This window comes from Pseudomonas sp. TWR1-1-4 (genome assembly GCF_049897165.1).
Lineage (GTDB): Bacteria > Pseudomonadota > Gammaproteobacteria > Pseudomonadales > Pseudomonadaceae > Aquipseudomonas > Aquipseudomonas canadensis.
The window spans coordinates 17255-42015 of record NZ_JAFCVS010000004.1; the positions used below are offsets into that span (position 1 = coordinate 17255).

General features: G+C 61.3%; 26 protein-coding genes. 20 read left to right on the forward strand and 6 right to left on the reverse strand.

The features are described 5' to 3' along the window. Positions 1–84: 84 nt before the first annotated feature. The 4 genes from ACP7C6_RS12150 (at position 85) to ACP7C6_RS12165 (ending at position 4001) form a co-directional block, all read left to right on the forward strand. On the forward strand, positions 85–546 hold the full coding sequence (locus tag ACP7C6_RS12150; protein WP_426108795.1) for a VOC family protein: 462 nt from the start codon (positions 85–87) through the stop codon (positions 544–546). A gap of 198 nt (positions 547–744) precedes the next feature. Beyond that, complete coding sequence (locus tag ACP7C6_RS12155) at positions 745–1620, forward strand: alpha/beta fold hydrolase (RefSeq protein ID WP_426108796.1); 876 nt, start codon at positions 745–747, stop codon at positions 1618–1620. Positions 1621–1703: 83 nt separating this feature from the next. Then, positions 1704–3008, forward strand: coding sequence for a dicarboxylate/amino acid:cation symporter (locus ACP7C6_RS12160; RefSeq protein WP_305384472.1), 1305 nt, complete (start codon positions 1704–1706; stop codon positions 3006–3008). Positions 3009–3086: 78 nt separating this feature from the next. Beyond that, positions 3087–4001 (forward strand): LysR substrate-binding domain-containing protein, encoded by a 915-nt coding sequence (locus ACP7C6_RS12165; RefSeq protein WP_204937098.1) that lies wholly within the window; start codon positions 3087–3089, stop codon positions 3999–4001. Here ACP7C6_RS12165 and leuD read toward each other — a convergent pair. Next, positions 3998–4612, reverse strand: a complete 615-nt coding sequence (gene leuD, locus ACP7C6_RS12170) for a 3-isopropylmalate dehydratase small subunit (RefSeq protein ID WP_028615800.1) — start codon at positions 4610–4612, stop codon at positions 3998–4000. The genes ACP7C6_RS12165 and leuD overlap by 4 nt on opposite strands. After that, complete coding sequence (gene leuC / locus ACP7C6_RS12175) at positions 4609–6027, reverse strand: 3-isopropylmalate dehydratase large subunit (protein ID WP_122684562.1); 1419 nt, start codon at positions 6025–6027, stop codon at positions 4609–4611. Before leuC ends, leuD begins: the two co-directional genes overlap by 4 nt. A 271-nt stretch (positions 6028–6298) precedes the next feature. On the opposite strand from leuC, the gene ACP7C6_RS12180 reads away from it, so the two are divergent. From ACP7C6_RS12180 to ACP7C6_RS12215, 8 genes are read left to right on the forward strand one after another with little or no spacing between them, the layout of a single operon-like run. Beyond that, positions 6299–7501 (forward strand): PepSY-associated TM helix domain-containing protein, encoded by a 1203-nt coding sequence (locus ACP7C6_RS12180; RefSeq protein ID WP_426108798.1) that lies wholly within the window; start codon positions 6299–6301, stop codon positions 7499–7501. Continuing rightward, on the forward strand, positions 7498–8034 hold the full coding sequence (locus ACP7C6_RS12185) for a thiamine pyrophosphate-binding protein (RefSeq protein WP_426108799.1): 537 nt from the start codon (positions 7498–7500) through the stop codon (positions 8032–8034). Before ACP7C6_RS12180 ends, ACP7C6_RS12185 begins: the two co-directional genes overlap by 4 nt. Then, entirely contained in the window at positions 8031–8360 is a 330-nt protein-coding gene (locus ACP7C6_RS12190; RefSeq protein ID WP_016980241.1) for a hypothetical protein, read from the forward strand. Before ACP7C6_RS12185 ends, ACP7C6_RS12190 begins: the two co-directional genes overlap by 4 nt. After that, a complete protein-coding gene (locus ACP7C6_RS12195) occupies positions 8357–8917 on the forward strand; it encodes a DUF6162 family protein (RefSeq protein WP_028615798.1) in 561 nt (186 codons plus the stop codon). Before ACP7C6_RS12190 ends, ACP7C6_RS12195 begins: the two co-directional genes overlap by 4 nt. A gap of 19 nt (positions 8918–8936) precedes the next feature. Further along, entirely contained in the window at positions 8937–9857 is a 921-nt protein-coding gene (locus ACP7C6_RS12200; protein ID WP_028615797.1) for a metal ABC transporter substrate-binding protein, read from the forward strand. Then, positions 9854–10600 (forward strand): metal ABC transporter ATP-binding protein, encoded by a 747-nt coding sequence (locus tag ACP7C6_RS12205; protein ID WP_305384461.1) that lies wholly within the window; start codon positions 9854–9856, stop codon positions 10598–10600. Before ACP7C6_RS12200 ends, ACP7C6_RS12205 begins: the two co-directional genes overlap by 4 nt. Next, positions 10597–11496 carry a metal ABC transporter permease gene (locus ACP7C6_RS12210; RefSeq protein WP_028615795.1) on the forward strand — a complete coding sequence of 300 codons (900 nt, stop codon included), beginning with the start codon at positions 10597–10599 and terminating at the stop codon, positions 11494–11496. The genes ACP7C6_RS12205 and ACP7C6_RS12210 overlap by 4 nt, the downstream gene beginning before the upstream one ends. Beyond that, on the forward strand, positions 11496–12410 hold the full coding sequence (locus ACP7C6_RS12215) for a metal ABC transporter solute-binding protein, Zn/Mn family (RefSeq protein ID WP_308908607.1): 915 nt from the start codon (positions 11496–11498) through the stop codon (positions 12408–12410). The genes ACP7C6_RS12210 and ACP7C6_RS12215 overlap by 1 nt, the downstream gene beginning before the upstream one ends. Here the strand turns inward: ACP7C6_RS12215 and ACP7C6_RS12220 are convergent. Continuing rightward, a complete protein-coding gene (locus ACP7C6_RS12220; RefSeq protein WP_038844847.1) occupies positions 12391–13116 on the reverse strand; it encodes a UTRA domain-containing protein in 726 nt (241 codons plus the stop codon). The two genes, ACP7C6_RS12215 and ACP7C6_RS12220, sit on opposite strands and share 20 nt — an antisense overlap. 347 nt (positions 13117–13463) lie before the next feature. On the opposite strand from ACP7C6_RS12220, the gene ACP7C6_RS12225 reads away from it, so the two are divergent. The 6 genes from ACP7C6_RS12225 to ACP7C6_RS12250 all read left to right on the forward strand — a co-directional run bounded on the left by ACP7C6_RS12225 (position 13464) and on the right by ACP7C6_RS12250 (position 18791). Beyond that, positions 13464–14540: an ABC transporter substrate-binding protein gene (locus ACP7C6_RS12225; protein WP_028615792.1), complete on the forward strand. Its 1077-nt coding sequence runs from the start codon at positions 13464–13466 to the stop codon at positions 14538–14540. Positions 14541–14694: 154 nt separating this feature from the next. Continuing rightward, positions 14695–15501, forward strand: coding sequence for an alkaline phosphatase family protein (locus ACP7C6_RS12230; protein ID WP_426108800.1), 807 nt, complete (start codon positions 14695–14697; stop codon positions 15499–15501). Beyond that, entirely contained in the window at positions 15498–16334 is an 837-nt protein-coding gene (locus tag ACP7C6_RS12235; protein ID WP_426108801.1) for an ABC transporter permease, read from the forward strand. Before ACP7C6_RS12230 ends, ACP7C6_RS12235 begins: the two co-directional genes overlap by 4 nt. Continuing rightward, positions 16321–17121 carry an ABC transporter permease gene (locus ACP7C6_RS12240; protein ID WP_028615789.1) on the forward strand — a complete coding sequence of 267 codons (801 nt, stop codon included), beginning with the start codon at positions 16321–16323 and terminating at the stop codon, positions 17119–17121. The genes ACP7C6_RS12235 and ACP7C6_RS12240 overlap by 14 nt, the downstream gene beginning before the upstream one ends. After that, positions 17118–18107 (forward strand): ABC transporter ATP-binding protein, encoded by a 990-nt coding sequence (locus ACP7C6_RS12245; protein WP_426108802.1) that lies wholly within the window; start codon positions 17118–17120, stop codon positions 18105–18107. Before ACP7C6_RS12240 ends, ACP7C6_RS12245 begins: the two co-directional genes overlap by 4 nt. A 30-nt stretch (positions 18108–18137) precedes the next feature. After that, on the forward strand, positions 18138–18791 hold the full coding sequence (locus tag ACP7C6_RS12250; RefSeq protein ID WP_426108803.1) for an HAD family hydrolase: 654 nt from the start codon (positions 18138–18140) through the stop codon (positions 18789–18791). Between the two features lie 120 nt (positions 18792–18911). Here ACP7C6_RS12250 and ACP7C6_RS12255 read toward each other — a convergent pair whose 3' ends face one another. Then, positions 18912–19874 (reverse strand): zinc-binding dehydrogenase, encoded by a 963-nt coding sequence (locus ACP7C6_RS12255; RefSeq protein WP_426108804.1) that lies wholly within the window; start codon positions 19872–19874, stop codon positions 18912–18914. 138 nt (positions 19875–20012) lie between these two features. Here ACP7C6_RS12255 and ACP7C6_RS12260 point away from each other — a divergent pair, with 138 nt between their 5' ends. Then, the gene (locus ACP7C6_RS12260; protein ID WP_174890955.1) at positions 20013–22094 is read left to right on the forward strand and encodes a carboxy terminal-processing peptidase; all 2082 of its coding nucleotides are present in this window, start codon (positions 20013–20015) and stop codon (positions 22092–22094) included. A gap of 118 nt (positions 22095–22212) precedes the next feature. Next, positions 22213–23982 carry a bifunctional diguanylate cyclase/phosphodiesterase gene (locus ACP7C6_RS12265; protein ID WP_028615784.1) on the forward strand — a complete coding sequence of 590 codons (1770 nt, stop codon included), beginning with the start codon at positions 22213–22215 and terminating at the stop codon, positions 23980–23982. Here the strand turns inward: ACP7C6_RS12265 and ACP7C6_RS12270 are convergent. Together ACP7C6_RS12270 and ACP7C6_RS12275 are read right to left on the reverse strand one after the other, a co-directional pair. Further along, positions 23979–24350 carry a hypothetical protein gene (locus tag ACP7C6_RS12270; protein WP_005786715.1) on the reverse strand — a complete coding sequence of 124 codons (372 nt, stop codon included), beginning with the start codon at positions 24348–24350 and terminating at the stop codon, positions 23979–23981. The two genes, ACP7C6_RS12265 and ACP7C6_RS12270, sit on opposite strands and share 4 nt — an antisense overlap. Continuing rightward, positions 24347–24688, reverse strand: coding sequence for a helix-turn-helix domain-containing protein (locus ACP7C6_RS12275; RefSeq protein WP_426108805.1), 342 nt, complete (start codon positions 24686–24688; stop codon positions 24347–24349). Before ACP7C6_RS12275 ends, ACP7C6_RS12270 begins: the two co-directional genes overlap by 4 nt. Positions 24689–24761 lie beyond the last annotated feature (73 nt).

The window sequence follows — 24761 nt, forward strand, 5'->3', positions numbered from 1 at the left end:
GTCGGCTGCCTGCAGGCCCCGCCATACGTGGCCTATAGTGAAAAGACCGTGCCTCCACAACCACAACAACCCAAGGAGAACGAAATGAGCGTTAAACCCATTCCCGAGGGTTTCCACAGCGTCACGCCCTACCTGGGCGTCGAAAAAGCTGCCGAAGCCATCGAGTTCTACAAGAAAGCCTTTGGCGCCATCGAAGCCATGCGCCTGGACATGCCCGACGGTAGAGTCGGCCACGCCGAGCTGCGCATCGGTGACTCGCCGATCATGCTGGGTTCTCCCTGCGATGAAAGTGCGTTTTGCAGCCCGCGTGATGGCCACACCAGCGTCGGTTTGCATGTGTATGTCAATGACGTCGACGCGCAATACAAACAAGCCATCGCAGCCGGTGGCACACCGATCTCCGAACCCAAGGACCAGTTCTACGGCGATCGCTCCGGCACGCTGAAGGATCCATTCGGCCATGTGTGGTTCCTGGCCACCCACAAGGAAGACCTGACTGAAGCGCAGATTCGCCAGCGCGCGATGGAGATGTTTAAGCAAGCCTGAGCCTTTGTAGGAGCGAGCTTGCTCGCGAAAAACGCCATGACAATGCCTACGTTCAGGAGGCCGGCGTTATCGTTAACCTTCTTCGCGAGCAAGCTCGCTCCTACATCACACTTCATGAACAACCCCTCCACGTTTTCGCCCTTGCCCCGAACGCCGCGTGATTCCAGGATGCAGGCACTCATCACAAGGAGTCATTCCATGTTCGCCGGATTCCAAAAAGACAGCTGCCACGTCAACGGCGTGGACATCAGCTACCGCAAAGGCGGTACAGGTCCCGGTCTGCTCCTGCTGCACGGGCACCCGCAAACCCACGTCATCTGGCACAAAATCGCCGAGCAACTGGCCGAGCACTTCACCGTGGTCGCGGCCGACCTGCGCGGTTATGGCGACAGCAGCAAGCCGCCGGCCAGTGACCACCACACCAACTACTCAAAACGCGAAATGGCGCGGGACGGCGTTGAACTCATGAAAGCCCTGGGCTTTGAGCAGTTCTCGGTGCTGGCCCATGACCGTGGTGCCCGCGTGGCCCATCGCCTGGCCCTGGACCACCCGACCGCCGTGCAACGCATGGTGCTGCTGGACATCGCCCCTACCCTGGCAATGTATGCGCAAACCGACGAAGCCTTCGCCCGTGCCTACTGGCACTGGTTCTTCCTGATCCGCCCGGCACCGTTGCCGGAAGCCTTGATCGAGGGCAACCCGCAGCTGTACCTGCGCAGCGTGATGGGCAGTCGCAGTGCCGGGCTCAAGCCATTCACCGACGAGGCCTTTGCTGAATACCTGCGCTGCCTGAAACTGCCGGGCGCCGCCACCGGCATCTGCGAAGACTACCGGGCTGCCGCCGGCATCGACCTTGAGCATGACCAGGCGGATATCGACGCCGGCAAACACCTGAACTTGCCGTTGCTGGTGATGTGGGGCGCCGAAGGCACCGTCGGCCGCTGTTTCGAGCCGCTCAAGGAATGGCAGAAAGTCGCCACCGACGTGCGCGGCAAGGCCCTGCCGGCCGGCCATTACATTGCCGAAGAGGCTCCCGAATTGTTGCTGGGCGAAGTCCTGACCTTCCTTCGCTGACCCCCTGATTCACTCCCCCACGCAGGCACGCCAACGCCTGCGACGGGGTCTGCTTGCCCAAAAAAGACTGCGAGATAATAACAATGACAATCAGAAAACTGCTGGGAACCCTGTATATCCAGGTGCTCATCGCGATCGCGCTAGGCGTGTTGATCGGCCATCAATGGCCGCAGATCGGCATCGACCTCAAGCCCTTGGGCGACGGTTTCATCAAGCTGATCAAGATGATCATCGGCCCGATCATCTTCTGCACGGTGGTCTCCGGCATCACCAGCATGCACGACGTAAAACAGGTCGGCCGCGTCGGCGGCAAGGCGCTGCTGTACTTCGAAGTCGTCTCGACCATTGCCCTGTTGATCGGCATTCTCGCCGCGCACCTGCTGCATCCGGGCGTCGGCTTCAATATTGACGTGAAGACCCTCGACAGCTCGGCCATCGCCGGTTTTGTCGGCCAGGCCGAACATGGAGAAGGCATCGTCGGGTTCCTGTTGCATGTGATCCCCGCAACGTTTTTCGATGCGTTCTCCAAGGGTGAAATCCTGCCGGTGCTGTTCGTTTCCGTGCTGTTTGGCGTCGGCCTGGTGATGGTCGGAGAAAAGGGCCGGCCGCTGGTGGGTGTAATCAACCAGGCCAGCGAAGTGTTTTTCCGCATCGTCGGCATCATCAGCAGGGTCGCGCCGATCGGGGCCTTTGGCGCGATTGCGTTCACCATCGGCAAATACGGCGTCGGTTCGTTGCTGCCGCTGTTGAAACTGGTGGGCACCTTCTATGTCACGGCGTTTTTCTTTATTGCCGTGGTGCTGGGCAGCATCGCCCGCTATGCCGGGTTCAGCATTTTCAAGTTGATGGGCTACATCAAGTCGGAGCTGTTGATCGTGCTCGGTACCAGCTCGTCGGAGTCGGCATTGCCGCAGCTGATCCAGAAACTCGAAAGCCTGGGCGCCTCCAAGGGCGTGGTGGGCATCGTGGTGCCGACCGGCTACACCTTCAATCTGGACGGCACCAACATCTATATGACCCTGGCGGTGTTGTTCCTGGCCCAGGCCACCAATATCCACTTGCCGCTGGAACAGCAGTTGACGCTGCTGGCGGTGGCCATGCTGACGTCCAAGGGCGCCGGGGCGGTGGTCGGCGCGGGGTTTGTCGCATTGGCGGCAAGTTTGGCGGTGGTGCCGACCGTGCCGGTGGCAGCGATGGTGTTGATTCTCGGCGTTGATCGCTTCATGGCTGAATGCCGCTCGCTGACCAATATCATCGGCAATGCCGTGGCCGCGCTGGTGGTGGCAGCCTGGGAAGGTGAACTGGACCGCGAAAAAATGGCGCCTATCGCGCTCAAGCACGGCCGACATGCCCGCGCGGCCACCCAAGCGAAGATCGCTGCCGAGTAACCCAAGAGGGCCGGGTGTGCCGGAAGGCATACCGATCCGGTGCTATTCTGGCGGCTCATGCCGCCAGCCCTGTTTCTGATGACAAATAAGAAAGATACCGTGCCCCTACCCGAAGACCTGCGGGTGTTCCTGACCGTTATCCGCAAGGCCGGCTTCGCAGCGGCCGCCGATGAACTGGGCTTGTCGCCGGCCTATGTCAGCAAGCGCATCCAGATCCTCGAAACCACCCTGGCCACCCGCCTGTTGCACCGCACCAGCCGGCGCATCGCCCTGACTGAAGACGGCGAGCGGGTGCAGCGCTGGGCTGTGCGTATCCTGGAAGACTTCCAGCAACTTTCCGATGAACTCTCCGACGCACACGACAGCCCCCGTGGCCGTCTGCACCTGTGCAGCAGCTTTGGTTTCGGCCGCAACCATGTGGCGCCGGCCCTGTCGCTGCTGGCGGAACAGTATCCGGACCTGGAAATCCGCCTGGACCTGTTCGACCGCGTGGTAGACATCGTCAGCGAAGGCTTCGATTTGGAGATCCGCGTGGGCGACGACATTCCTGGCCAGCACATTGGCCGCCGACTGGTGAGCAACCGCCGCGTACTGTGCGCAGCGCCGGCTTATCTGCAGCGGCGCGGAACACCGCAACAGTTGAGTGACCTGGAGCAGCACGACTGCCTGGTGCTCAAGGAGCGCGATAACGCGTTTGGCATCTGGAACCTGGAACACAACGGCGCCCAGGAAAGCGTGCGCGTGCGCGGGCCGTTGTCGTCGAACAATGGCGAGATTGTGTTGCAGTGGGCGTTGGATGGGCGCGGGGTGTTGCTGCGCTCGATGTGGGATGTGAAGCCGTTACTGGAACAAGGCAAGCTGGTGCAGGTGCTGCACGGTTATACCCAGAGCGCCAACGTGTGGGCGGTGTACCCGACACGGTTGGCGTATTCCGGAAAGCTGCGCGCCTGCGTGGAGTTTTTGCAGGAGCATTTCAAAGGGCTCTCGATTTAGCTCAGCCAGGGATTGGCTGCCAGGTGCCGGTGCTCGAAAGCCTTGATCTGTTCACTGCGTTGCAAGGTACTGCCGATGGCATCCAGGCCCAGCAACAGCGCGGTTTTGCGCAGGTTATCGATCTGGAAAGGGATCACCTGGCCATCCGCCAAGCGAATTTCCTGGGCTTCAAGGTCCACGCTGATCTGCGCCTGATCTGCCTGGCTCACAGCCTTGCCCAGTCTCTGCAACACCGACTCGTCCAAAGTGATCAACAACACCCCGTTGCGCTGGCAGTTGTCATAGAAAATCCCGGCAAAGCTGCTACCGATCAACGCGCGGATGCCCATTTGCTTCAAGCCCCATACCGCATGTTCACGGCTGGAACCGCAGCCGAAATTCGGCCCCACCACCATGAAACTCGCGCCCTGCCAGGCCGGTTGGTTCAGCACGAAGTCGGGGTTGAGCTCGCCGGACGGCAAGAAGCGCAAGTCGAAGAACAGCCCGCGGTCCAGGCCGCTACGGTCGATGCCCTTGAGGAATTGCTTGGGCATGATCACGTCGGTGTCGATGTTGGCCGCCAGCATCGGCGCGGCCTTGCCGGTGACCAGGGTGAAGGGCTGCAGGCTCATGGGCGCGCTCCAAAGTGGCGGATATCAGTCAGGTGGCCGCTGATGGCAGCGGCGGCGACCATCGCCGGGCTCATCAGGTGCGTGCGTGCGCCCGCGCCCTGGCGACCTTCGAAGTTGCGGTTGGTGCTGGAGGCGCAGCGGTCGCCGGGGGACAGCACGTCGTCGTTCATGGCCAGGCACATCGAGCAGCCCGACTGGCGCCATTCAAAGCCAGCGTCGATGAAAATCGCCGCCAGCCCTTCGGCCTCGGCCTGGTCACGGACTTCGGTGGAGCCGGGCACGATCATCGCGCGGACGTGGCCGGCCACGTGTTTGCCACGCACCACGCTGGCGGCGTCGCGCAGGTCTTCGATACGGGCGTTGGTGCAAGAGCCGATGAAGGCGTGGCTGATGACAATCTCGCTCAGCGGCATGCCGGCTTCCAGGCCCATATAGTTGAGGGCACGGCGCATGTCTTGGCGCAGGATCAGGTCGCTGACGTCCTGCGGGTCGGGCACGCGGGCTCCGATGGGCGCGGCCTGGTCGGGGCTGGTGCCCCAAGTGACCATGGGTTCCAGGGTGGTGGCGTCGAGTTGCACCTCCCGGTCGAACACCGCGTCGTCATCGGTGTGGAGTTTTCGCCACTCCAACAGCGCTTTTTCCCACAGCTCGCCTTGAGGTGCGCGTGGTTTGCCCTTGAGGTAGGCGAAGACTTTCTCGTCCGGCGCCATGAAGGCGCCACGAGCGCCCGCTTCCACCGCCATGTTACAGATGGTCATGCGCGCCTCGACGCTCAGCGCGTCGATGGTGGAGCCGCGAAATTCAATGGCGTAGCCCGTTGCGCCGGACGCGCCGATCTTGCCGATCAGCGCCATGATCACATCTTTTGAGGTCAAACCCGGCGCCAGGTCACCGTCTACGGTCACGCGCATAGTTTTCAGACGTTTGTAGACCAGGGTCTGGGAAGCCAGCAGGTGTTCGATTTCCGAGGTGCCGATGCCAAAACCAAAGGCCCCGAGGGCGCCGTAGGTGGTGGTGTGGCTGTCTCCGGCGGCAATCACCATGCCGGGCAGGATAAAACCCTGTTCCGGGGCGATCACGTGCTCGATGCCCTGGCGCTTGTCGAGGATGTCCAGCAGCTCGATGCCGAAGTCCCGGCAGTTCTCCGCCAGGTACGACACTTGCCGCGCGCCGCCTGCATCCGGCATCGCCGCGATGCGCTGGGGCGTGGTGGGGTTCACATGGTCGACCACGGCCAACGCCGTGCCCGGACGCCACACCGTGCGCCCAGCCTCGCGCAAGCCGCTGAAGGCCTGGGGACTGGTGTATTCGTTGATCACCTGGCGGTCTATATAGAGCAGGACATGGCCCTGGTCATCCAGGGGGCACACCGTGTGGGAGTCGATGTGTTTGTCGTAGAGGGTTCTGGCAGTCATTTCTTGGGCTCACTCAACGGTATAAGCCCATCCTACGCAGCGCCTCGGCCCCATCAATGCCGCTTGGGTGATGGCTTGGAACATGTTTCGTGTTCGATCAAGGCGTTTAAGCGGCCTGAATGTGAACCTGAAACATTTTCTTTCATATCCGGGTTAGGGATTTCTCATTCTCATCCGTCTTAACTTAGATACAGCCTGTCGCGTCAGCAAAAGCTACGACTGGCCTTTTCCGGGCCTTCACTGCCCCCCTCCGATCAAGACCCTCATTCACATGTCGAAGAAGTCACGCTCCAAACTCTGGTTTCTCGTGCATAGCTGGTTGGCCTTGCCCATCTGGTTCTTTGTACTGATCGTCTGCGTCACCGGCACCCTGGCGGTGGTCAGCCAGGAGATCGTCTGGCTGGCCAACCCGGATATCCGCGCGAGCAAGCCGACGGACGACGCCGAACCGCTGAGCTATGACCAGGTGATCGCCGCGATCAAGCGCGAAGAACCTCAGGTGTTCGTCCAGTCGATCAGCCACCCCGACGAGTCCCATTTCGCCCTCAGCGTCGACCTCAGCTACCCCGACGGGCGCTCCGTCGAGGTCTACGTCAACCCCTACACCGGTGCGATCCAGGGCATCAGCCCGTCGTTCAACTTCCAGGCCTTTACCCGCGCCCTGCACGGCTGGTGGCTGGTGCCGTTCACCAATGGCTACAGCTGGGGCTGGTATCTGGTCTCGGCACTGGGTATTCCGCTGCTGGCATCGCTGGTCACCGGGCTGGTGGTGTACAAGCGTTTCTGGAAAGGATTCCTACGCCCTACCCTGCGTATTCGCCATGGTGCGCGGATCTTCTGGGGCGACTTCCACCGCTTGAGCGGTATCTGGTCGATCTGGTTCATCGCAGTGATCTCCGTCACCGGCATCTGGTTCCTGATCCGGGCGATCCTGGGGGATAACCAGATCTCGATTTCCACCGAGCCGGTCATCCCGGTGATTGCACGGGAAAAAGTGCCGATGTCGGCACCCGGCGTGCCGGCTCCCATGATTCCTGTGGACGAGGCGATCAAGATCGCCACACAGCGCATTCCTGGCCTGGAGGCGAGCTTCATCAGCCTGCCGCTCAATGCCTATAGCCACCTGCAGATCGGCGGGCGCGGCTGGTATCCGCTGATGTTCCAGACCGCGCAGATCAACCCCTATGACGGCGAAGTCGCGGCGGCGCACTTGCTGTCCGACCGCTCGAAGCTGGAGTTCGTCACCGAATCCATGCGCCCGCTGCACACCGGCGACTTTGGTGGGATCTGGATCAAGCTGATCTGGGCATTCTTTGGCCTGATCATGAGCATGATGGTGTTGAGCGGCCTGCTGATCTGGACCAAGCGCACCGCCCTGGCCACCCTCAATGCCCTCAAGCGTGAAGCCAAGACCCAACACAAGCCGGCGGCCGCCCCCGCCAGGCAGGCTGAAACCTCGGAGGTCACCCCATGAGCAAGGTCGCTGCTGCTAAACCTTCGGCGCTGCGGGCCTTCTGGCTGAAATGGCGCTTCCACATCAATGTGCTGCTGTTGCTGATCCCCCTGGGCTTCATGCCCAAGTACTTCGCTGACGCGGCGCTGTTTCGTGGCGACACCGGCATCGGCGAGCGAGTGGCCGGTGAGGTGCAGGTCGGGCCCTGGAGCCTGACCCTGGCGGAGTTCCGCAATGAAGGCCCGCGCCCCGACCCAGCCGGGCCGATGAAGTTCTTCAATGCCGCCCTGTGCGACACCTGTGCCGAACAGGTCAAGGCCACCTACCTGCGCATCGGCAAGCCGCGCAGCATGCGCGCCGCCGGGGTGATCTTCTTTGGCACGCCGTACCGCATGGGCGCCGGCCTGCCGATCCCGGAACGCACACCCGCCGACGCCGAACTGTGGGTCACCATGGAAGGCTGGGACGGCACGATGCACCAGGGTTCCATCCCGTTGAGCCAGGCCTCGCCTGCCACTATTGCCTGGCTGAACAAGCAAGGAGTTAAACCATGACTTTGATGCGCATGACCCGCGCCTGTGGCGTCCTGCTGATGTGCGCCGGTTTCAGTACCGTCGCCCTGGCCCACAACCCGATGTGTGAGTGCAAGGAAATCCCCGGCGAGCAGATCCAGTGCAAAGGCGGCTTCTCCGACGGCAGCGGCGCACCCGGCGTGACCCTCGATGTGATCGGCTACGACGAAACCATCCTGGTGCCCGGCAAGCTGGGTGAGGACTCGACCCTGACCTTCAAGAAACCGTCTGCCGAGTTCTACGTGTTGTTTGATGCAGGCCCCGGCCACGTGGTGGAAATCGACCAAGCGGATATCCAGCCGCAATGACGACCACACAGGTTGTACGCCCCGCCGGCGCCGGTCATGAAACCCTCTACGTGCTGCTGTTGTGCCTGATCATCCTCGCGGTGGCAGGCTCGGTGATCGCGCTGCACGGTGAATCCCAGGAAGTGGCGGCCGTGCCCAGCCACCAATTGGATGCGCGCCGCGACCTGAGCGCCGCCGAGCAAGGCATCTACGCCGACCTGCGGGTGACCCTGGATGAGATCCAGCTGTTGCAGCAGGAGCAAAGCGCGCTGCCCAGCCCGGCGCAACTGGCCGAAGAAGGCTTCGCGCCCTTTGCCCAGGATGCCAGTTCGGTCAGCCGTGGCGATCATCGCTGGCGATTGCTTGAGCCCTCGGCCTACCTGGGCTTGAGCCAGGCACCGGCCACCGCCGGCTCGCTGCTGATGCGCGTGCACGGTACCGAACCGGATATCTGGCTCAATCGCCAGGCCAACCTCGCCGCCCCTTCCGACCTCACTGACCAGGCGCTGATTGCGGCCGGCTGGCAGCAAGTGGTTGCGCAATTCGATGCCGGCGTCACCCGCCAGCACCGTCACTGAACGAGAAGACCGATTGCCCATGTCTATTTCATCTCCCCTGTTGCGCCTGTTGCTGGTTGGCCTGCTCAGCCTGATGCTCGCTCCATTGGCTAACGCCGAGGCTGCCAAGCGCCTGCGTATCGGTATCACCCTGCACCCTTATTACAGCTACGTGGCGAATATCGTCGGCGACAAGGCCGAAGTGGTGCCGCTGATTCCGGCCGGTTTCAACCCACATGCCTACGAGCCACGCGCCGAAGACATCAAGCGCATCGGCACCCTGGACGTGATTGTGCTCAACGGCGTCGGCCATGATGATTTTGCCGACCGCATGATCGCCACCAGCGAACGCCCGGACATCCCGGTGATCGAGGCCAACGCCAACGTACCGCTGCTGGCGGCCACCGGTAACGCCGCGCGCGGCGCGGGCAAGGTGGTCAACCCGCATACCTTCCTGTCGATCAGTGCGTCGATTGCCCAGGTCAACAACATCGCCCGCGAATTGGGCAAGCTCGACCCGGACAACGCCAAGGCCTACACCCAGAACGCCCGCGCCTACGGCAAGCGCCTGCGCCAGATGCGCGCTGATGCCCTCGCCAAGTTGACCAGCGCGCCCAACCCGGACCTGCGCGTGGCCACCGTGCACGCGGCCTATGACTACCTGCTGCGCGAGTTCGGCCTGGAAGTCACCGCTGTGGTCGAACCGGCCCACGGCATCGAGCCAAGCCCGAGTCAGTTGAAGAAGACTATCGATGAACTGCGCGCCCTGGACGTGAAGGTGATCTTCTCGGAGATGGATTTCCCGTCCACCTACGTCGACACCATCCAACGTGAGTCCGGGGTCAAGCTGTACCCGCTGTCGCATATTTCCTACGGCGAATACAGCGCCGAGAAGTACGAAGTCGAGATGACCGGCAACCTCAACACGGTGGTGCGAGCCATTCAGGAGTCCGGGTCATGACGGCGGCGGAACAACTGAGTGCAGTCAGCGTCGGCCCGACACTTGAGTTCGACGAGATTGCGCTAACGCTCGGTCGCACCGTGATCCTTGATGACGTGAGCTTCCAGGTACAGCCGGGCAGCATTCATGCGCTGGTCGGCCCCAACGGCGGCGGCAAAAGCTCACTGATCAAGACACTGCTGGGCCAGACACCTCATCAGGGAAGGTTGAGCCTGCACTGGCCGGCCACGCCCGGCACCATTGGCTATGTGCCCCAGGCCCTGGAGTTCGACCGGGGCTTGCCGATGACCGTGGATGATTTCATGGCGGCCATGTGCCAACGGCGTCCGGCGTTTCTGGGCCTGTCCAAGCATTACGCCGGCGCGATTGGCGATGCGCTGGAGCGCGTCGGCATGCAAGACAAACGCAAGCGGCGCATGGGCGCGCTGTCCGGCGGTGAGCGCCAGCGCGTGTTGCTGGCCCAGGGACTGATCCCGGCGCCGCAGCTGCTGGTGCTGGATGAACCGATGTCGGCGCTTGATGAAGCCGGTATCCAGGTGTTTGAGCGCCTGCTGAATGACTGGCGCCTGGCGGGAATCACCGTGCTATGGATCGAACATGACCTGGAAGCTGTGGGCCGCCTGGCCGACCGCGTCACCGGCCTCAACCGCCGCGTGCTGTTCGACGCCACGCCCAAAGAGGCGTTGACCCCGGATCGCCTGCTGAGCCTGTTCTCTACCCACCCTCGGAGCCCGGCGCAATGAGTTATGAAGCCTTTCGCTTGATGGTCCAGGGCTGGGCCTCTGCCGGTTATCTGCCGGAGGCGCTGGCCTACGGTTTTGTGGTCAACGCCCTGCTCGCCGGTCTGCTGATCGGCCCGGTACTGGGCGGCCTGGGCACGCTGGTGGTGGTCAAGCGCTTCGCGTTTTTCTCCGAAGCGGTCGGCCACGCGGCGCTGACCGGCGTGGCGGTGGGCATCCTGCTCGGTGAACCCTACACCGGCCCGTATGGCGCGCTGTTCGGCTACTGCCTGCTGTTCGGCATCCTGCTCAACTACCTGCGCAACCGCACCGGCCTGGCGCCGGATACCTTGATCGGCGTGTTCCTGTCGGTGTCCCTGGCGCTGGGTGCGAGCCTGTTGCTGATCCTGGCCGGCAAGATCAACGTGCATATCCTCGAGAACGTACTGTTTGGCTCGGTGTTGACGGTCAACGGCAACGACCTGCTGGTGCTGGCGGTAGTCGGCTCGTTGGTGATGGCCCTGGCACTGCCGTTGTACAACCGCATCATGTTGGCCAGCTTCAACCCGCAATTGGCGGCGGTACGCGGTGTAGCGGTGAAGACCCTGGACTACCTGTTCGTGATTCTGGTGACGCTGATCACCGTCGCGGCGGTCAAGGTCATCGGCGCGATCCTGGTGGGTGCGCTGCTGGTGATTCCCGCCGCTGCGGCGCGCCTGTTGAGCCAGTCGCTCAAGGGCTTCTTCTGGATCTCCGTCGCGATTGCCACCATCAGCACCCTGTGCGGGATCCTGCTGCCGATCATCTTCGACCTGCCCGTGCCGTCCGGCGCCGCGATCATCCTGGTCGCCGGTATCGCCTTCGCCCTGGCCGCCATCGCGCGCGGCACGGTGCCCAGCCTTAAAGGGAATCTTGGATAATGCGCTCCGTTCTTTCTCCCCTGGCCCTGGCCATCGCTTGTTTGTTCACCACGCCGTTGATGGCGGCTGAAGCGGCCAAACCGGCTGCCCACGCGGCAAAGCCGGTCAAAGTGCTGGCCTCGTTGCCGATCACCTACGGCCTGGCTGAAGTGCTGCTCAAAGGCACCGACGTGCAGCTTGAACGCGCCGCGCCGGCCAATCTGCCCGGTTCGCGACAAGTGTCCTACTTCACCGGCCGTGGCGCCCCCGCCCTGAATAAGTTGGCGCTGGATGCCGACGCCGCCATCGGCCTGCGTTCGCTGTGGGCCGACGACCCGCTGTACCCGGTGGCGCGGCGCAGCAATATCCGCATCGTCGAAGTCGATGCTGCACGCCCGGTGGACGGCGGTCTGCCTGGCATCGCGGTGCAGCCGGGCGTCACCGATGGTTTGAACAGCCAGCCGTGGCAATCGAGCAACAACATGGGGCGCATGGCCGATGTGCTGGCCGCCGACCTAAGCCGCCTCGCCCCCACCGCCAAGCCGAAGATCGACGCCAACCTCGCCGCCCTCAAACAGCGCCTGCTCAAGCTCACCGCCGACAGCGAAGCACGACTGGCCAAGGCGGATAACCTGAGCGTGGTCAGCTTGAGTGATCACTTCGCGTACTTGGTCAGCAGTTTGAACCTGGAAGTGCTCAGCACCGATGCACGGCCCGACGCGGATTGGACGCCTGAGGCGTTGCAGAAACTGAGTGCCGATTTGAAGGACAATGAGGTCGCGGTGGTGCTGCATCATCGGCAGCCGAGTGAGGCGGTGAAGGCGGCTATTACTGCCGGTGATTCGAAGCTGTTGGTGTTGAATGTGGACGGTGCCGAGCCGGTGACAGAGCTGGAAACCAATGTGGATCAGGTGATCAAGGCGCTGACCCCGTAACATCCACACCGACATGAATGGCATCATGCCGCCAGAACTCCAGGTCGCAATCGATCAACCGCTGGTGCTGGTCATAATTGACCCGGGCGATCCGCAAGCCCGGGCTGCCCACCGACACGCGCAACGCGGCGGCGGCTTCCACTGGCAGTGAGGTCGGCACGATTTCAAAGCGCACGCGCCCGTAGTGCAGGTCGTATTTGCGCGCATACAACTCTGTCATCGACTGATTCAAATCACACGCCAGGATCCCGGGAAAATACTGCGGGTTCAGGTAGTGCTCCACATACAGCACCAAGCGCCCATCGATCCGCCGGCCCCGGCAGATCTGGATCACACTGGACAGCGCCGGCAACTGCAACCACGCACACACCGCCGCCGATGCCGGCTGCAACCGCGCCGAAATCACTTCGGTGGACGCCACGCGCCCCTGGTCGCTGACCATGGCGTGAAAGTGGCTGCGTTGCATCAGGTTGTAGGCCAGCCGTGGCGGCGAGACAAACCAGCCGCGCCGCTCCTCGCGATAGATCTGGCCTTGGGCTTCCAGTTGTAACAAGGCTTCCCGCACCGTAATCCGGGTGGTACCAAACAACTCGCTGAGCTTGCGCTCGGCGGGCAGTTTGCTGGCAGGCGGCAACAAACCGTGGTCGATCTGCTCTTGCAGCGCCAGGCCAATGGATGTCACCGCCTTGATTGCCTCATCACGCATCAACGTTACCTATCTGGACTAGACCAGCACCGTTCGGGTGCATAAACCGCGCTGCATTTGGGCTGTTGCGGTTGCACGCCAGCCTAGGCATTGCAGATGACCGACAGATGACAGTCCGCGTCGATCCCCCGCAGAACACCCTGCAATACATCGGCCAAGTCCAATCAATGCGGGCACTTGGACATGGTCTACGCTCATCCTGAACTTAGCGACATCTAAGCTTTGAAAACGACATCGACATGAAACTGTCATCCATCGCGTCTAGATTGGCTCAGGTATTGCTCTGACCTAGACCAACAACACAGCAGAAAAAACCGCCGCGTTGAAAACGCCCAAAGGAGCTTCGGATGAAACAGCTTTTCCTGGCATCACTGTTAGGCTCGACCATTGCCATGTGCACCGCCGCCATGGCCGCTGATACCGATCTAAAAACCCTGGAAGCTGCCGCAAAGGCAGAAGGCGCTGTAAACAGCGTCGGCATGCCCGATGACTGGGCCAACTGGAAAGGCACCTGGGAAGACCTGGCCAAGACCTACGGCCTCAAGCACATCGACACCGACATGAGCTCGGCCCAGGAAATCGCCAAGTTCAAGGCTGAGAAAGACAACGCCAGCGCCGACATCGGCGACGTGGGCGCAGCGTTCGGTCCGATCGCGGTGAAGCAGGAAGTCACCCAACCATACAAACCGTCCACCTGGGCCCAGGTTCCGGATTGGGCTAAAGACAAAGATGGTCATTGGGCCTTGGCCTACACCGGCACCATCGCGTTTATCGTCAACAAGAAGCTGCTGCACGGTTCTGAAGTGCCAACCAGTTGGGCGGACCTGCAGAACGGCAAGTACAAGGTCTCCATCGGTGACGTGAGCACCGCGGCACAAGCAGCCAACGGTGTACTGGCAGCGGCCATTGCCAATAAAGGCGACGAAAAGAACATCGCTCCCGGCCTGCTGTTCTTCACCAAGATCGCCCAGCAAGGCCGTCTTTCGCTGTCCAACCCGACCATCGCCACCATGGAAAAAGGCGAAGTCGAAGTGGGCGTGGTCTGGGACTTCAACGGCCTGAGCTACAAGGCCAAGATGGCCAACCCGGATGACTACGTGGTGTTGATCCCATCGGACGGCTCGGTGAAATCCGGCTACACCACCATCATCAACAAATACGCCAAGCACCCTAACGCCGCCAAGCTGACCCGCGAATACATCTTCAGCGACGCCGGCCAGCTCAACCTGGCGAAAGGCAATGCGCGCCCGATTCGCGCTGAAACCGACCTGAAACTGCCGGCCGACATCGCCAAGAACCTGATCCCGGGCGAGCAGTACACCAAGGCCAACCCGCAGCCGATCAAGGATGCGGATGCCTGGGAAGCCACGTCCAAGAAGCTGCCTCAGTTGTGGAACGAGCAGGTCATCGTAGAGATGAAGTAATCGAAGCAAACCTCTGTAGGAGCCGGCTTGCCGGCGATCGCGGTCGAACATTCAACCTGTATGTTGACTGATACACCATCATCGCCGGCAAGCCGGCTCCTACCGATCTGATACCACCTGATCCAAGCCCATCTGTTGCGGAGCGCCAGCCCCCATGAAGCACACTGTCATCCTTGTCGTGCTCGACGGCCTGAACTTCGAGGTTGCCCGACACGCCATGGGGCACTTGCAGGCCTACATCGGCGCAGGACGCGCAGCCCTCTACAAACTGGAATGTGAACTGCCCGCCCTGTCCCGCCCGCTGTATGAATGCATCCTCACCGGCGTGCCTCCAATCCAGAGCGGCATCGTGCACAACAACGTCTCGCGCCTGTCCAACCAACGCAGCATTTTCCATTACGCCACCGACGCCGGGCTGACCACGGCAGCGGCGGCTTACCATTGGGTCAGCGAGTTGTACAACCGTACGCCCTTCCTCGCCGCCCGCGACCGTCATACCGACGACAAGTCACTGGCGATCCAGCACGGGCATTTCTACTGGAATGACCATTACCCGGACTCCCACCTGTTTGCCGACGCCGAGAGCCTGCGCCTCAAACACGCGCCGAACATCCTGGTGGTGCACCCGATGAACATCGACGACGCCGGCCACAAGCACGGCCTCGACACCCCGCAATACCGCAACAGCGCACGCTCGGCCGACATTATCCTGGCCGACTACCTGCAAGTCTGGCTCGATGCCGGTTACCAAGTGCTGGTGACCGCCGACCACGGCATGAACAACGACCGCTCCCACAACGGCCTGTTGCCGGAAGAGCGCGAAGTGCCGCTGTTCGTTCTCGGCAATGCCTTCAGCCTCGACCCCAACGCTACACCGAAACAGACCGACCTCTGCGGCACCATCTGCGAGTTGCTGGGCGTGCCCCACGACAAACCTGTCTGCCGGGAGCTGTTGAAATGATCCGTGGCAAATGGTTGGCGCTGCTGTGCCTGGTGCCCTTCGCGCTGTTCTTTATCGTGTTTGAAATTGCCCCGCTGGTGTGGGTGCTGATCAACAGCCTGCAAACGGAAGAGGCCGGTTGGGGCGTGGAAAACTTCGTGCGCATCTTCAGCTCGAAATTCTACCTGCAAGCCATCCAGTTCAGTTTGGAGATCAGCTTCTACTCCAGCATCTTCGGCATCATCATCTCCACGCTGGGCAGCTACTCGTTGCGCCGGGTGGATTCGCCGCTGCGCAATTTCGTCACCGCCTTCGCCAACATGACCAGCAACTTTGCCGGTGTGCCCTTGGCCTTCGCGTTCATCATTTTGCTGGGCTTCAACGGCAGCATCACGATCATGCTCAAGCAGGCGGGGATCATTCAGGACTTCAATCTGTATTCGAAGACCGGCTTGATCATCCTCTATACCTACTTCCAGATTCCCCTGGGCGTGTTGCTGCTGTACCCGGCCTTCGATGCGTTGCGCGAAGACTGGCGTGAGTCGGCTGCACTGCTCGGCGCGAATGGCTGGCAGTTCTGGCGGCATATCGGCCTGCCCGTGCTCACCCCGGCCCTGCTCGGTACGTTCGTGATTCTGTTGGCCAACGCCTTGGGCGCCTATGCCACGGTGTACGCCTTGACCACCGGTAACTTCAACGTGCTGCCGATCCGTATCGCCGGGCTGGTCTCCGGTGATGTGTCCCTCGACCCGAACATGGCCAGCGCCCTGGCCGTGGTGCTGGTGGCGCTGATGACCGTGGTCACCGTGGTCCATCAACTGCTGCTCAAGAGGAGCTACCATGTCTCGCGCTGAAGCCGGCCCGGCCTCCCTCTACCATCGGGTGGTGGTGTGGCTGCTGTTTGCAATCCTGGTACTGCCGTTGATAGGCACCTTTGTCTACTCCATTGCCAGCAGTTGGTCGGCGACCATCCTGCCCGCCGGCTTCACGGTGAAATGGTACGTGCAGCTGTGGAGCGACCCGCGCTTCCTGATGGCCTTCGGGCAATCGTTGCTGGTGTGCGTCGGCGCGCTGATCCTGTCGGTGGTGCTGATTTTGCCGCTGCTGTTTGTGGTGCATTACCACTTCCCCAAGCTCGATGCGCTGATGAACATCCTGATCCTGCTGCCCTTCGCGGTACCACCGGTGGTGTCGTCAGTGGGCCTGCTGCAACTGTATGGCTCCGGGCCGATGGCGATGGTCGGCACGCCGTGGATTCTGATCGGTTGCTACTTCACCGTGGCGCTGCCGTTCATGTACCGGGCGATCACCAACAACCTGCAGGCGATCAACCTGCGCGACCTGATGGACGCGTCACAACTGCTCGGCGCCAGCACCTGGCAAGCGGCGATCCTGGTGGTGCTGCCGAACCTGCGCAAAGGCTTGATGGTGGCGTTGCTGCTGTCGTTCTCGTTCCTGTTCGGTGAGTTCGTGTTCGCCAATATCCTGGTGGGCACCCGCTACGAAACATTACAGGTGTATCTGAACAACATGCGCAACAGCAGCGGCCACTTCACCAGTGCCGTCGTGATTTCCTATTTCTTCTTTGTGCTGGTGCTGACCTGGGCCGCCAATATCTTGAACAAGGACAAAAGCCAATGAGCTTCGTCAGCGTCCAACACCTGCAAAAAGGCTACGCCGGCACTCCGGTGTTCAGTGACATCAACTGCGAGATCGCCAAGGGTGAGTTCGTCACCCTGCTCGGTCCGTCCGGTTGCGGCAAATCCACGCTGCTGCGCTGCATCGCCGGCCTGACCTCGGTGGACAGTGGGAAAATCCTGCTGGATGGGCAGGACATCGTCCCGTTGAGCCCGCAGAAACGTCACATCGGCATGGTGTTCCAGAGCTATGCACTGTTCCCCAACATGACCGTGGAGCAGAACGTCGCCTTCGGCCTGCGCATGCAGAAGGTCAATGCCGACGACAGCCACAAGCGCGTGCAGCAAGTGCTGCAACTGGTGGAACTCAAGGACCTGGCCGGTCGTTACCCGCACCAGATGTCCGGCGGCCAGTGCCAGCGCGTGGCCCTCGCCCGCTCTTTGGTCACCCGCCCGCGCCTGTTGTTGCTGGATGAGCCGCTGTCGGCCTTGGACGCACGCATTCGCAAGCACCTGCGCGAACAGATCCGTCAGATCCAGCGCGAATTGGGGCTGACCACCATCTTCGTGACCCATGACCAGGAAGAAGCCCTGACCATGTCCGACCGGATCTTCCTGATGAACCAGGGCAAGATCGTGCAGAGCGGCGATGCCGAAACCCTCTATACCGCGCCTGTCGATGTGTTCGCCGCCGGTTTCATCGGCAACTACAACCTGCTGGACGCCGACAAGGCCACCCAGTTGCTGCAACGCCCGATCAACAGCCGCATCGCCATTCGCCCGGAGGCCATCGAACTGAGCCGCGACGGCGAACTGGACGCCCTGGTGCGCAGCCACAGCCTGCTGGGCAACGTGATTCGCTATCGCATCGAGGCGCGCGGCGTGGAGCTGGTGGTGGATGTGCTCAACCGCTCGGCCGACGACCTGCACCCGGACGGACAACGCCTGGCACTTTCCATCGACCCAAGCGCCCTGTGTGAAGTAGCCTGATGCAACGTTTCATTTGAGAGAGCATGACGGATGGCATTGGTAATTTTTGATCTGGACGACACCCTCATCCACGGCGACTGCGCCACCCTGTGGAGCGAGCAGATGGGCCGCCTGGGCTGGGTCGACCCTGAATCGTTCATGCGCAAGAACCACGAACTGATGGACGCCTACAGCCAGGGCAAGCTGAGGATGGAAGACTTCATGGACTTTAGCCTGGAGCCGATGATCGGCCGCACGCCGGAGGAAATCGAGCATCTGGTGGAGCCGTGGGTCGAGGACGTGATCGAGCCGCTGATCTACAGCGACGCCACCAAGACCATCGCTCGGCACCGTGCGAAGGGTGATCGGATCCTGGTGATCTCGGCGTCGGGCACGCACCTGGTCACGCCGATTGCGGCGCGGATCGGGATTGATGAAGTGCTGGGGATTGAATTGGATGTCAGCCATGGCGTGTACAGCGGACGCACCGTGGGTGTGCTGACCTATCGCGAGGGCAAGATCACTCGGTTGCTGGAATGGTTGGAAAAGGAAGGTGAAACGCTGGAGGACGCGTATTTCTATTCGGATTCGCGCAATGATTTGCCGTTGCTGTTGAAGGTGGATCATCCGCAGGTGGTGAACCCGGACCCGGTATTGCGCGAGCACGCCGAAAAAGCTGGCTGGCCAATCCACGATTGGACCTGACACACCGCTCCCTGTAGGAGCCGGCTTGCCGGCGATGGCGGTGTGTCAGATGAAACATTCTTCATCGATACACCGCCATCGCCGGCAAGCCGGCTCCTACCGTTTTGATCGCGTTGCAATTCAGGCCAAAGATTCGTCGATCACCAACACCAACTTCCCGGAAATCTGGTTGGTCGCCAGCTCGGCAAACGCCGCCTCGGCATCCTTGATCGGGAAGGTCTTGGCCAGTTGCGGGCTCAGCCGCCCTTCAACAAACAACGGCCACACATGCTGGCTCAAGTCACTGAACAGGTCGGCCTTGAACTGATCACTGCGGCTTCTCAGGGTCGAGCCCAACAACTGGATACGCTTGCCCAGTACCTGCGCCAAGTCCAATTGAGCCTCACGGCCGCCCATCAAGCCGATCAATACCCAGCGGCCGTCCAGGGCCAGCAGCTTCAGGTCCAGCGCCGCATAGTTGCCACCGACCGGGTCGAGGATCACATCAAACGGCCCGAAATCCCGCAACGCTTCGAGGCCATCGGTGCGCACCACGCCGCCCTGGGCGCCGAGTTCTTCGCAATAGGCCAGGCGCTCCGCCGAGCCGACGCTGACCCAGCACGGGCTGCCGAACGCCTTGCACAACTGGATCGCCGCCGAGCCCACACCACTGGCGCCGGCATGCAGCAACACCTTTTCGCCAGGCCTGAGACCGGCCAGTTGGAACAGATTGAGCCACGCGGTGCTGTACACCTCAGGCAATGCCGCCGCTTCGATCAGCGACAAACCTTCTGGCACCGGCAATACATGACGCGCATCCACCACCACTTCTTCAGCCATGCCACCGCCGGCCAACAGCGCGCAGACACGGTCGCCAACCTGCCAGGATGAGCCCGACCCCACTTCGCTGATCACCCCGGAACACTCTAGGCCCAACACCTGGCTCGCGCCCGGCGGCGGCGGATAAAGCCCGGCGCGCTGTAATAAATCGGCGCGATTCAGGCCCGCTGCCGCCACGCGAATGCGAACTTGCCCTACATCGCAGGTAGGACTGGGTTCTTCCAACCACTCCACATGACCGTCAACGCCTTGCAATGCTTTCACAGTGCCTCCATAGTGAGTCTGGACTGAGCCCGTAGCTGTATCGCCGGGCTTTTTGCATTATGCGACCGGACCATATGGAACCGGCTCCCTCAAAGACGGCCTAATATGCGTTATCAATTGCCCCCGCGTCGAATCAGCATGAAGCATTTGTTCCCCAGCACCGCCCTCGCTCTTTTCATTGGTCTCGGCTTCGCGTCGACATCGACCAATACGTTCGCAGCCAACAGCTGGGACAACCTTCAGCCGGATCGCGATGAGGTGATTGCCAGCCTTAACGTCGTCGAACTGCTCAAGCGCCATCACTACAGCAAGCCGCCGCTGGACGACGCGCGCTCGGTGATCATCTATGACAGCTACCTCAAGCTGCTGGACCCGTCGCGCAGCTACTTCCTGGCCAGTGATATCGCCGAGTTCGACAAGTGGAAGACGCAGTTCGACGACTTCCTCAAGAGCGGCGACCTGCAACCCGGCTTCACCATCTACAAGCGTTACCTGGACCGCGTCAAAGCGCGTCTGGACTTCGCCCTGGGTGAGCTGGGCAAAGGCGTCGACAAGCTCGACTTCACCCAGAAGGAAAGCCTGCTGGTCGACCGTAAGGACGCGCCTTGGCTGACCAGCACCGCCGCCCTCGATGACCTGTGGCGCAAACGCGTCAAGGACGAGGTGCTGCGCCTGAAGATCGCCGGCAAAGAGCCTAAGGCCATCCAGGAGCTGTTGACCAAGCGCTACAAGAATCAACTGGCACGTCTGGACCAGACCCGTGCCGAAGATATCTTCCAGGCCTACATCAACACCTTCGCGATGTCCTACGATCCGCACACCAATTATCTGTCGCCAGATAACGCGGAAAACTTTGATATCAACATGAGTCTGTCGCTGGAGGGCATCGGTGCCGTCCTGCAAAGCGACAATGACCAGGTCAAGATCGTGCGCCTGGTGCCGGCAGGTCCGGCAGACAAGACCAAGCAAGTGGCTCCGGCCGACAAGATCATCGGTGTTGCCCAGGCCGACAAAGAAATGGTCGACGTGGTCGGCTGGCGCCTGGACGAAGTGGTCAAGCTGATCCGTGGGCCGAAAGGCAGCGTGGTGCGCCTGGAAGTGATTCCGCACACCAATGCACCGAACGACCAGACCAGCAAGATCGTGTCCATCACCCGTGAAGCGGTGAAGCTCGAAGACCAGGCCGTGCAGAAGAAAGTCCTCAACCTCAAGCAGGATGGCAAGGACTACAAGCTGGGCGTGATTGAAATCCCGGCCTTCTACTTGGACTTCAAGGCGTTCCGCGCGGGCGATCCGGACTACAAGTCCACCACCCGCGACGTTAAGAAAATCCTGACAGAACTGCAGAAGGAAAAAGTCGACGGCGTGGTCATCGACCTGCGCAACAACGGCGGCGGTTCCCTGCAGGAAGCCACGGAGCTGACCAGCCTGTTCATCGACAAGGGCCCGACCGTGTTGGTGCGCAACGCTGACGGCCGTGTGGATGTGCTGGAAGACGAGAACCCGGGCGCCTTCTACAAAGGCCCGATGGCGCTGCTGGTCAACCGCCTCTCGGCCTCGGCTTCGGAGATTTTCGCCGGCGCCATGCAGGACTACCACCGCGCCCTGATCATCGGCGGACAGACCTTCGGCAAAGGCACCGTGCAGACCATCCAGCCGCTGAACCATGGCGAACTGAAACTGACGCTGGCCAAGTTCTACCGGGTTTCCGGGCAGAGCACCCAGCACCAGGGCGTACTGCCGGACATCGATTTCCCGTCGATCATCGACACCAAGGAAATCGGCGAAAGCGCCCTGCCGGAAGCCATGCCGTGGGACACCATCCGCCCGGCGATCAAGCCCGCTTCGGATCCGTTCAAGCCATTCCTGGCGCAGTTGAAGGCTGACCACGACACCCGCTCCGCCAAGGATGCCGAGTTCGTGTTCATCCGCGACAAGCTGGCCCTGGCCAAGAAGCTGATGGAAGAAAAAACCGTCAGCCTCAACGAAGTGGACCGCCGCGCGCAGCACACCGACATTGAGAACAAGCAACTTGCACTGGAAAACATCCGCCGCAAGGCCAAGGGTGAAGATCCACTCAAGGAGCTGAAGAAAGAAGACGAAGATGCGTTGCCGACCGAAGCGGATAAAACCAAGCCGGAAGACGACGCCTACCTGGCCGAGACGGGCCGGATCCTGCTGGACTACTTGAAGATCACTAAGCAGGTGGCCAAGCAGTAAATGATGGCGATTTAATGTGATCGCTCAGCAGAGTGTCATCATATAGACATCATTCTGTCGTGAAATGAAGGACCGCAGGTTTCCAGCCTGCGGTCCTTTTTTTTCGATCGAGATCGCCATGACCATGACCGAACAGCTGAATGCATTGGGCGTTATCCTGGCTCAAGGCAGTTTGCACAGCCTGTTCCAACCGATCATCAGCCTGTCTGAACGGCGCATTCTCGGCTATGAAGCCCTTAGTCGTGGTCCTTCCAACAGCCCGTTGCACTCCCCCATCGCCCTCTTCTCGGTGGCCAGCCAGGCCGGGCGACTCAGTGAGCTGGAGATCGCCTGCCGCGAAAGCGCGTGCCGACGTTTCAGTGAACAGAAGCTGCCGGGCAAGCTGTTCCTCAACGTCTCGCCACAATCCCTGATGGAAACCGCGCATCAACCGGGGCGTACCCTGCAATTGCTGCGTGACTTCGGCATCCCACCCAGCCAAGTGGTGATCGAACTCACCGAGCAAACCCCCACCAACGATATCGACCTGCTGCAAACCGCCCTGCACCACTACCGCAACATGGGGTTCTCAATTGCCCTGGATGACTTGGGCGCCGGTTATTCCAGCCTGCGCCTATGGTCGGAGTTGCGCCCGGATTATGTGAAGATCGACCGACACTTCATCGACGGCATCCATCAGGACGCGCTCAAACGGGAATTTGTCGGCTCCATCCTGCAAATCGCCAAGGCGTCGCGTGCCCAAGTGATTGCCGAAGGAATCGAGTTGCCTGAAGAGTTGGCCGTACTGACGGAGATGGGCGTGGACCTGGTCCAAGGTTACCTGCTCTGCCGCCCGCAGGAGCAGCCGCCGCAGGAAGCGCGCCTGATGCTGCCCAAGCCCGACAGCGCCAACGTGGCGCTGAACGACGAAGGCAGCGACCTGAGCGCCTTACTCAGCGAACAGCCTGCGGTGGATCAGGACACCGCCACCGCCCAGGTGCTGGAAGCATTCCGGCGCCAGGCCAACCTCAATTCCCTGGCGGTGCTGGATGGGCGTGGGCACCCGATCGGTATCGTTCACCGGCATTCACTGTCGGATGCGCTGCTGAAACCCTTCGCCACCGACCTGTTTGCGCGCAAGCCCATCAGTCGCTTGATGAGCACCGACTTTCTGGCAGTGGAGCTGAGCCAGTCCCTGCAACAAGTCAGCCGTTTGCTCACCAGCCGCGCGCGGCAACGCATCGAAGAAGACTTCATCATCACGCTCAATGGCGATTATCTGGGCCTGGGCCGGGTGATCGATGTGCTCAAGCTGATCACCGAATTGAAGATCCAACAAGCGCGCTACGCCAACCCACTGACCCTGCTACCGGGCAATGTGCCGATCCAGCAGTGCCTGACGCGCCTGTTGCAGCAACAGCGTGAATCGGTAATCTGCTACGTGGATATCGACAGTTTCAAGCCGTTCAACGATATCTACGGCTATGGGCGTGGGGATGAGGTGTTGTTGTGCCTGGCACAGTGCTTGAACGACCGTGTCGACCCTAGCCGCGACTTTGTCGGGCATATTGGCGGTGATGATTTTTTGCTGGTGCTGGGCCCGCAGGATTGGCGCAAACGCCTTAATCAGCTGCTGGATGACTTCCACACCCAATGCCGGCGCTTCTACCGTGCCGAACACCTTGAAGCAGGCTGTTTCGTGGCGCTCAACCGCCAGGGCGTGCGCCAGGAGTTTGCGCTGCTGTCACTGTCCATCGGCGTGGTGCATTTGTATCCACAGGCCTGTGGACAACTCGATGCCAGCCAGTTGGCGGAGCTGGCCTCGCAGGCCAAGCACCATGCCAAGGACATGGCCGGCTATAGCATCCATGTGATCGACAGCATGGACGCGCTGCCCCAAGCGCTTTAGGCCTCTGCGGATTCCGGGTATTCGTATTCAAACACCCGCACCACTTCGGAGGCGTGCCAGGAGGCCGCGGCCACACCGTCGGACGGCCCGCTGAAGCGGCCCAAGCGCTCGACACATTCAAAGAAACCGGTACGCGGCAGGCGACTGGCGCCCTGGCTGATCACCAGCGAGCTGCGCAGCGGCTGCTCGGCCTTGGCGTCCAGCGCCGCCAGGTGTTCCAGGGCGGCGGCCAGGGTTTGCATGGCCGGTGTAGGGAATTGCAGGCGCTCCAGCAGCGCGCGGTAGGTCAGCAGATGGCGCTGGCGGCGCGCCTGGTCCAGTTCGTTGAGTAACCCATCCCAGTGTTGACGGCTGATACGTAGGCTCAAGATTCATCCCTCCAACCTGCAACGCCCAATTCCCAGGCCAGGCTGCGGCGGATCGCGGCATCCGGCTGGCGTTCACCACTTTCAATCAATCCAAGATACGAGGGGCTGATACCCACGGTGCGGGCCAGGGTCTCGATAGCCAGGCCTTTGGTTTCGCGCAAGCCGCGCAGGGCTGCGAGCGGGCGCAGGTCCTGATCAGGGGCAGCTTGGGCAGTCGATGAAAGAGGAGGTAGCGTTGGCTGTTGCTGACCGGCAGCTTTTAGCAGCGCCTGGTACTGGTCCCATGGCAACACCGCGTATTCGGGTTCGCCATTGCGTGAAATTATCTGAATATCCATGACCGCCCCGTAGGATAACAACACTTACTGAGTAAGCTCTTTCCTTAGGAGTGTAATCCTAACAGCCACAAAG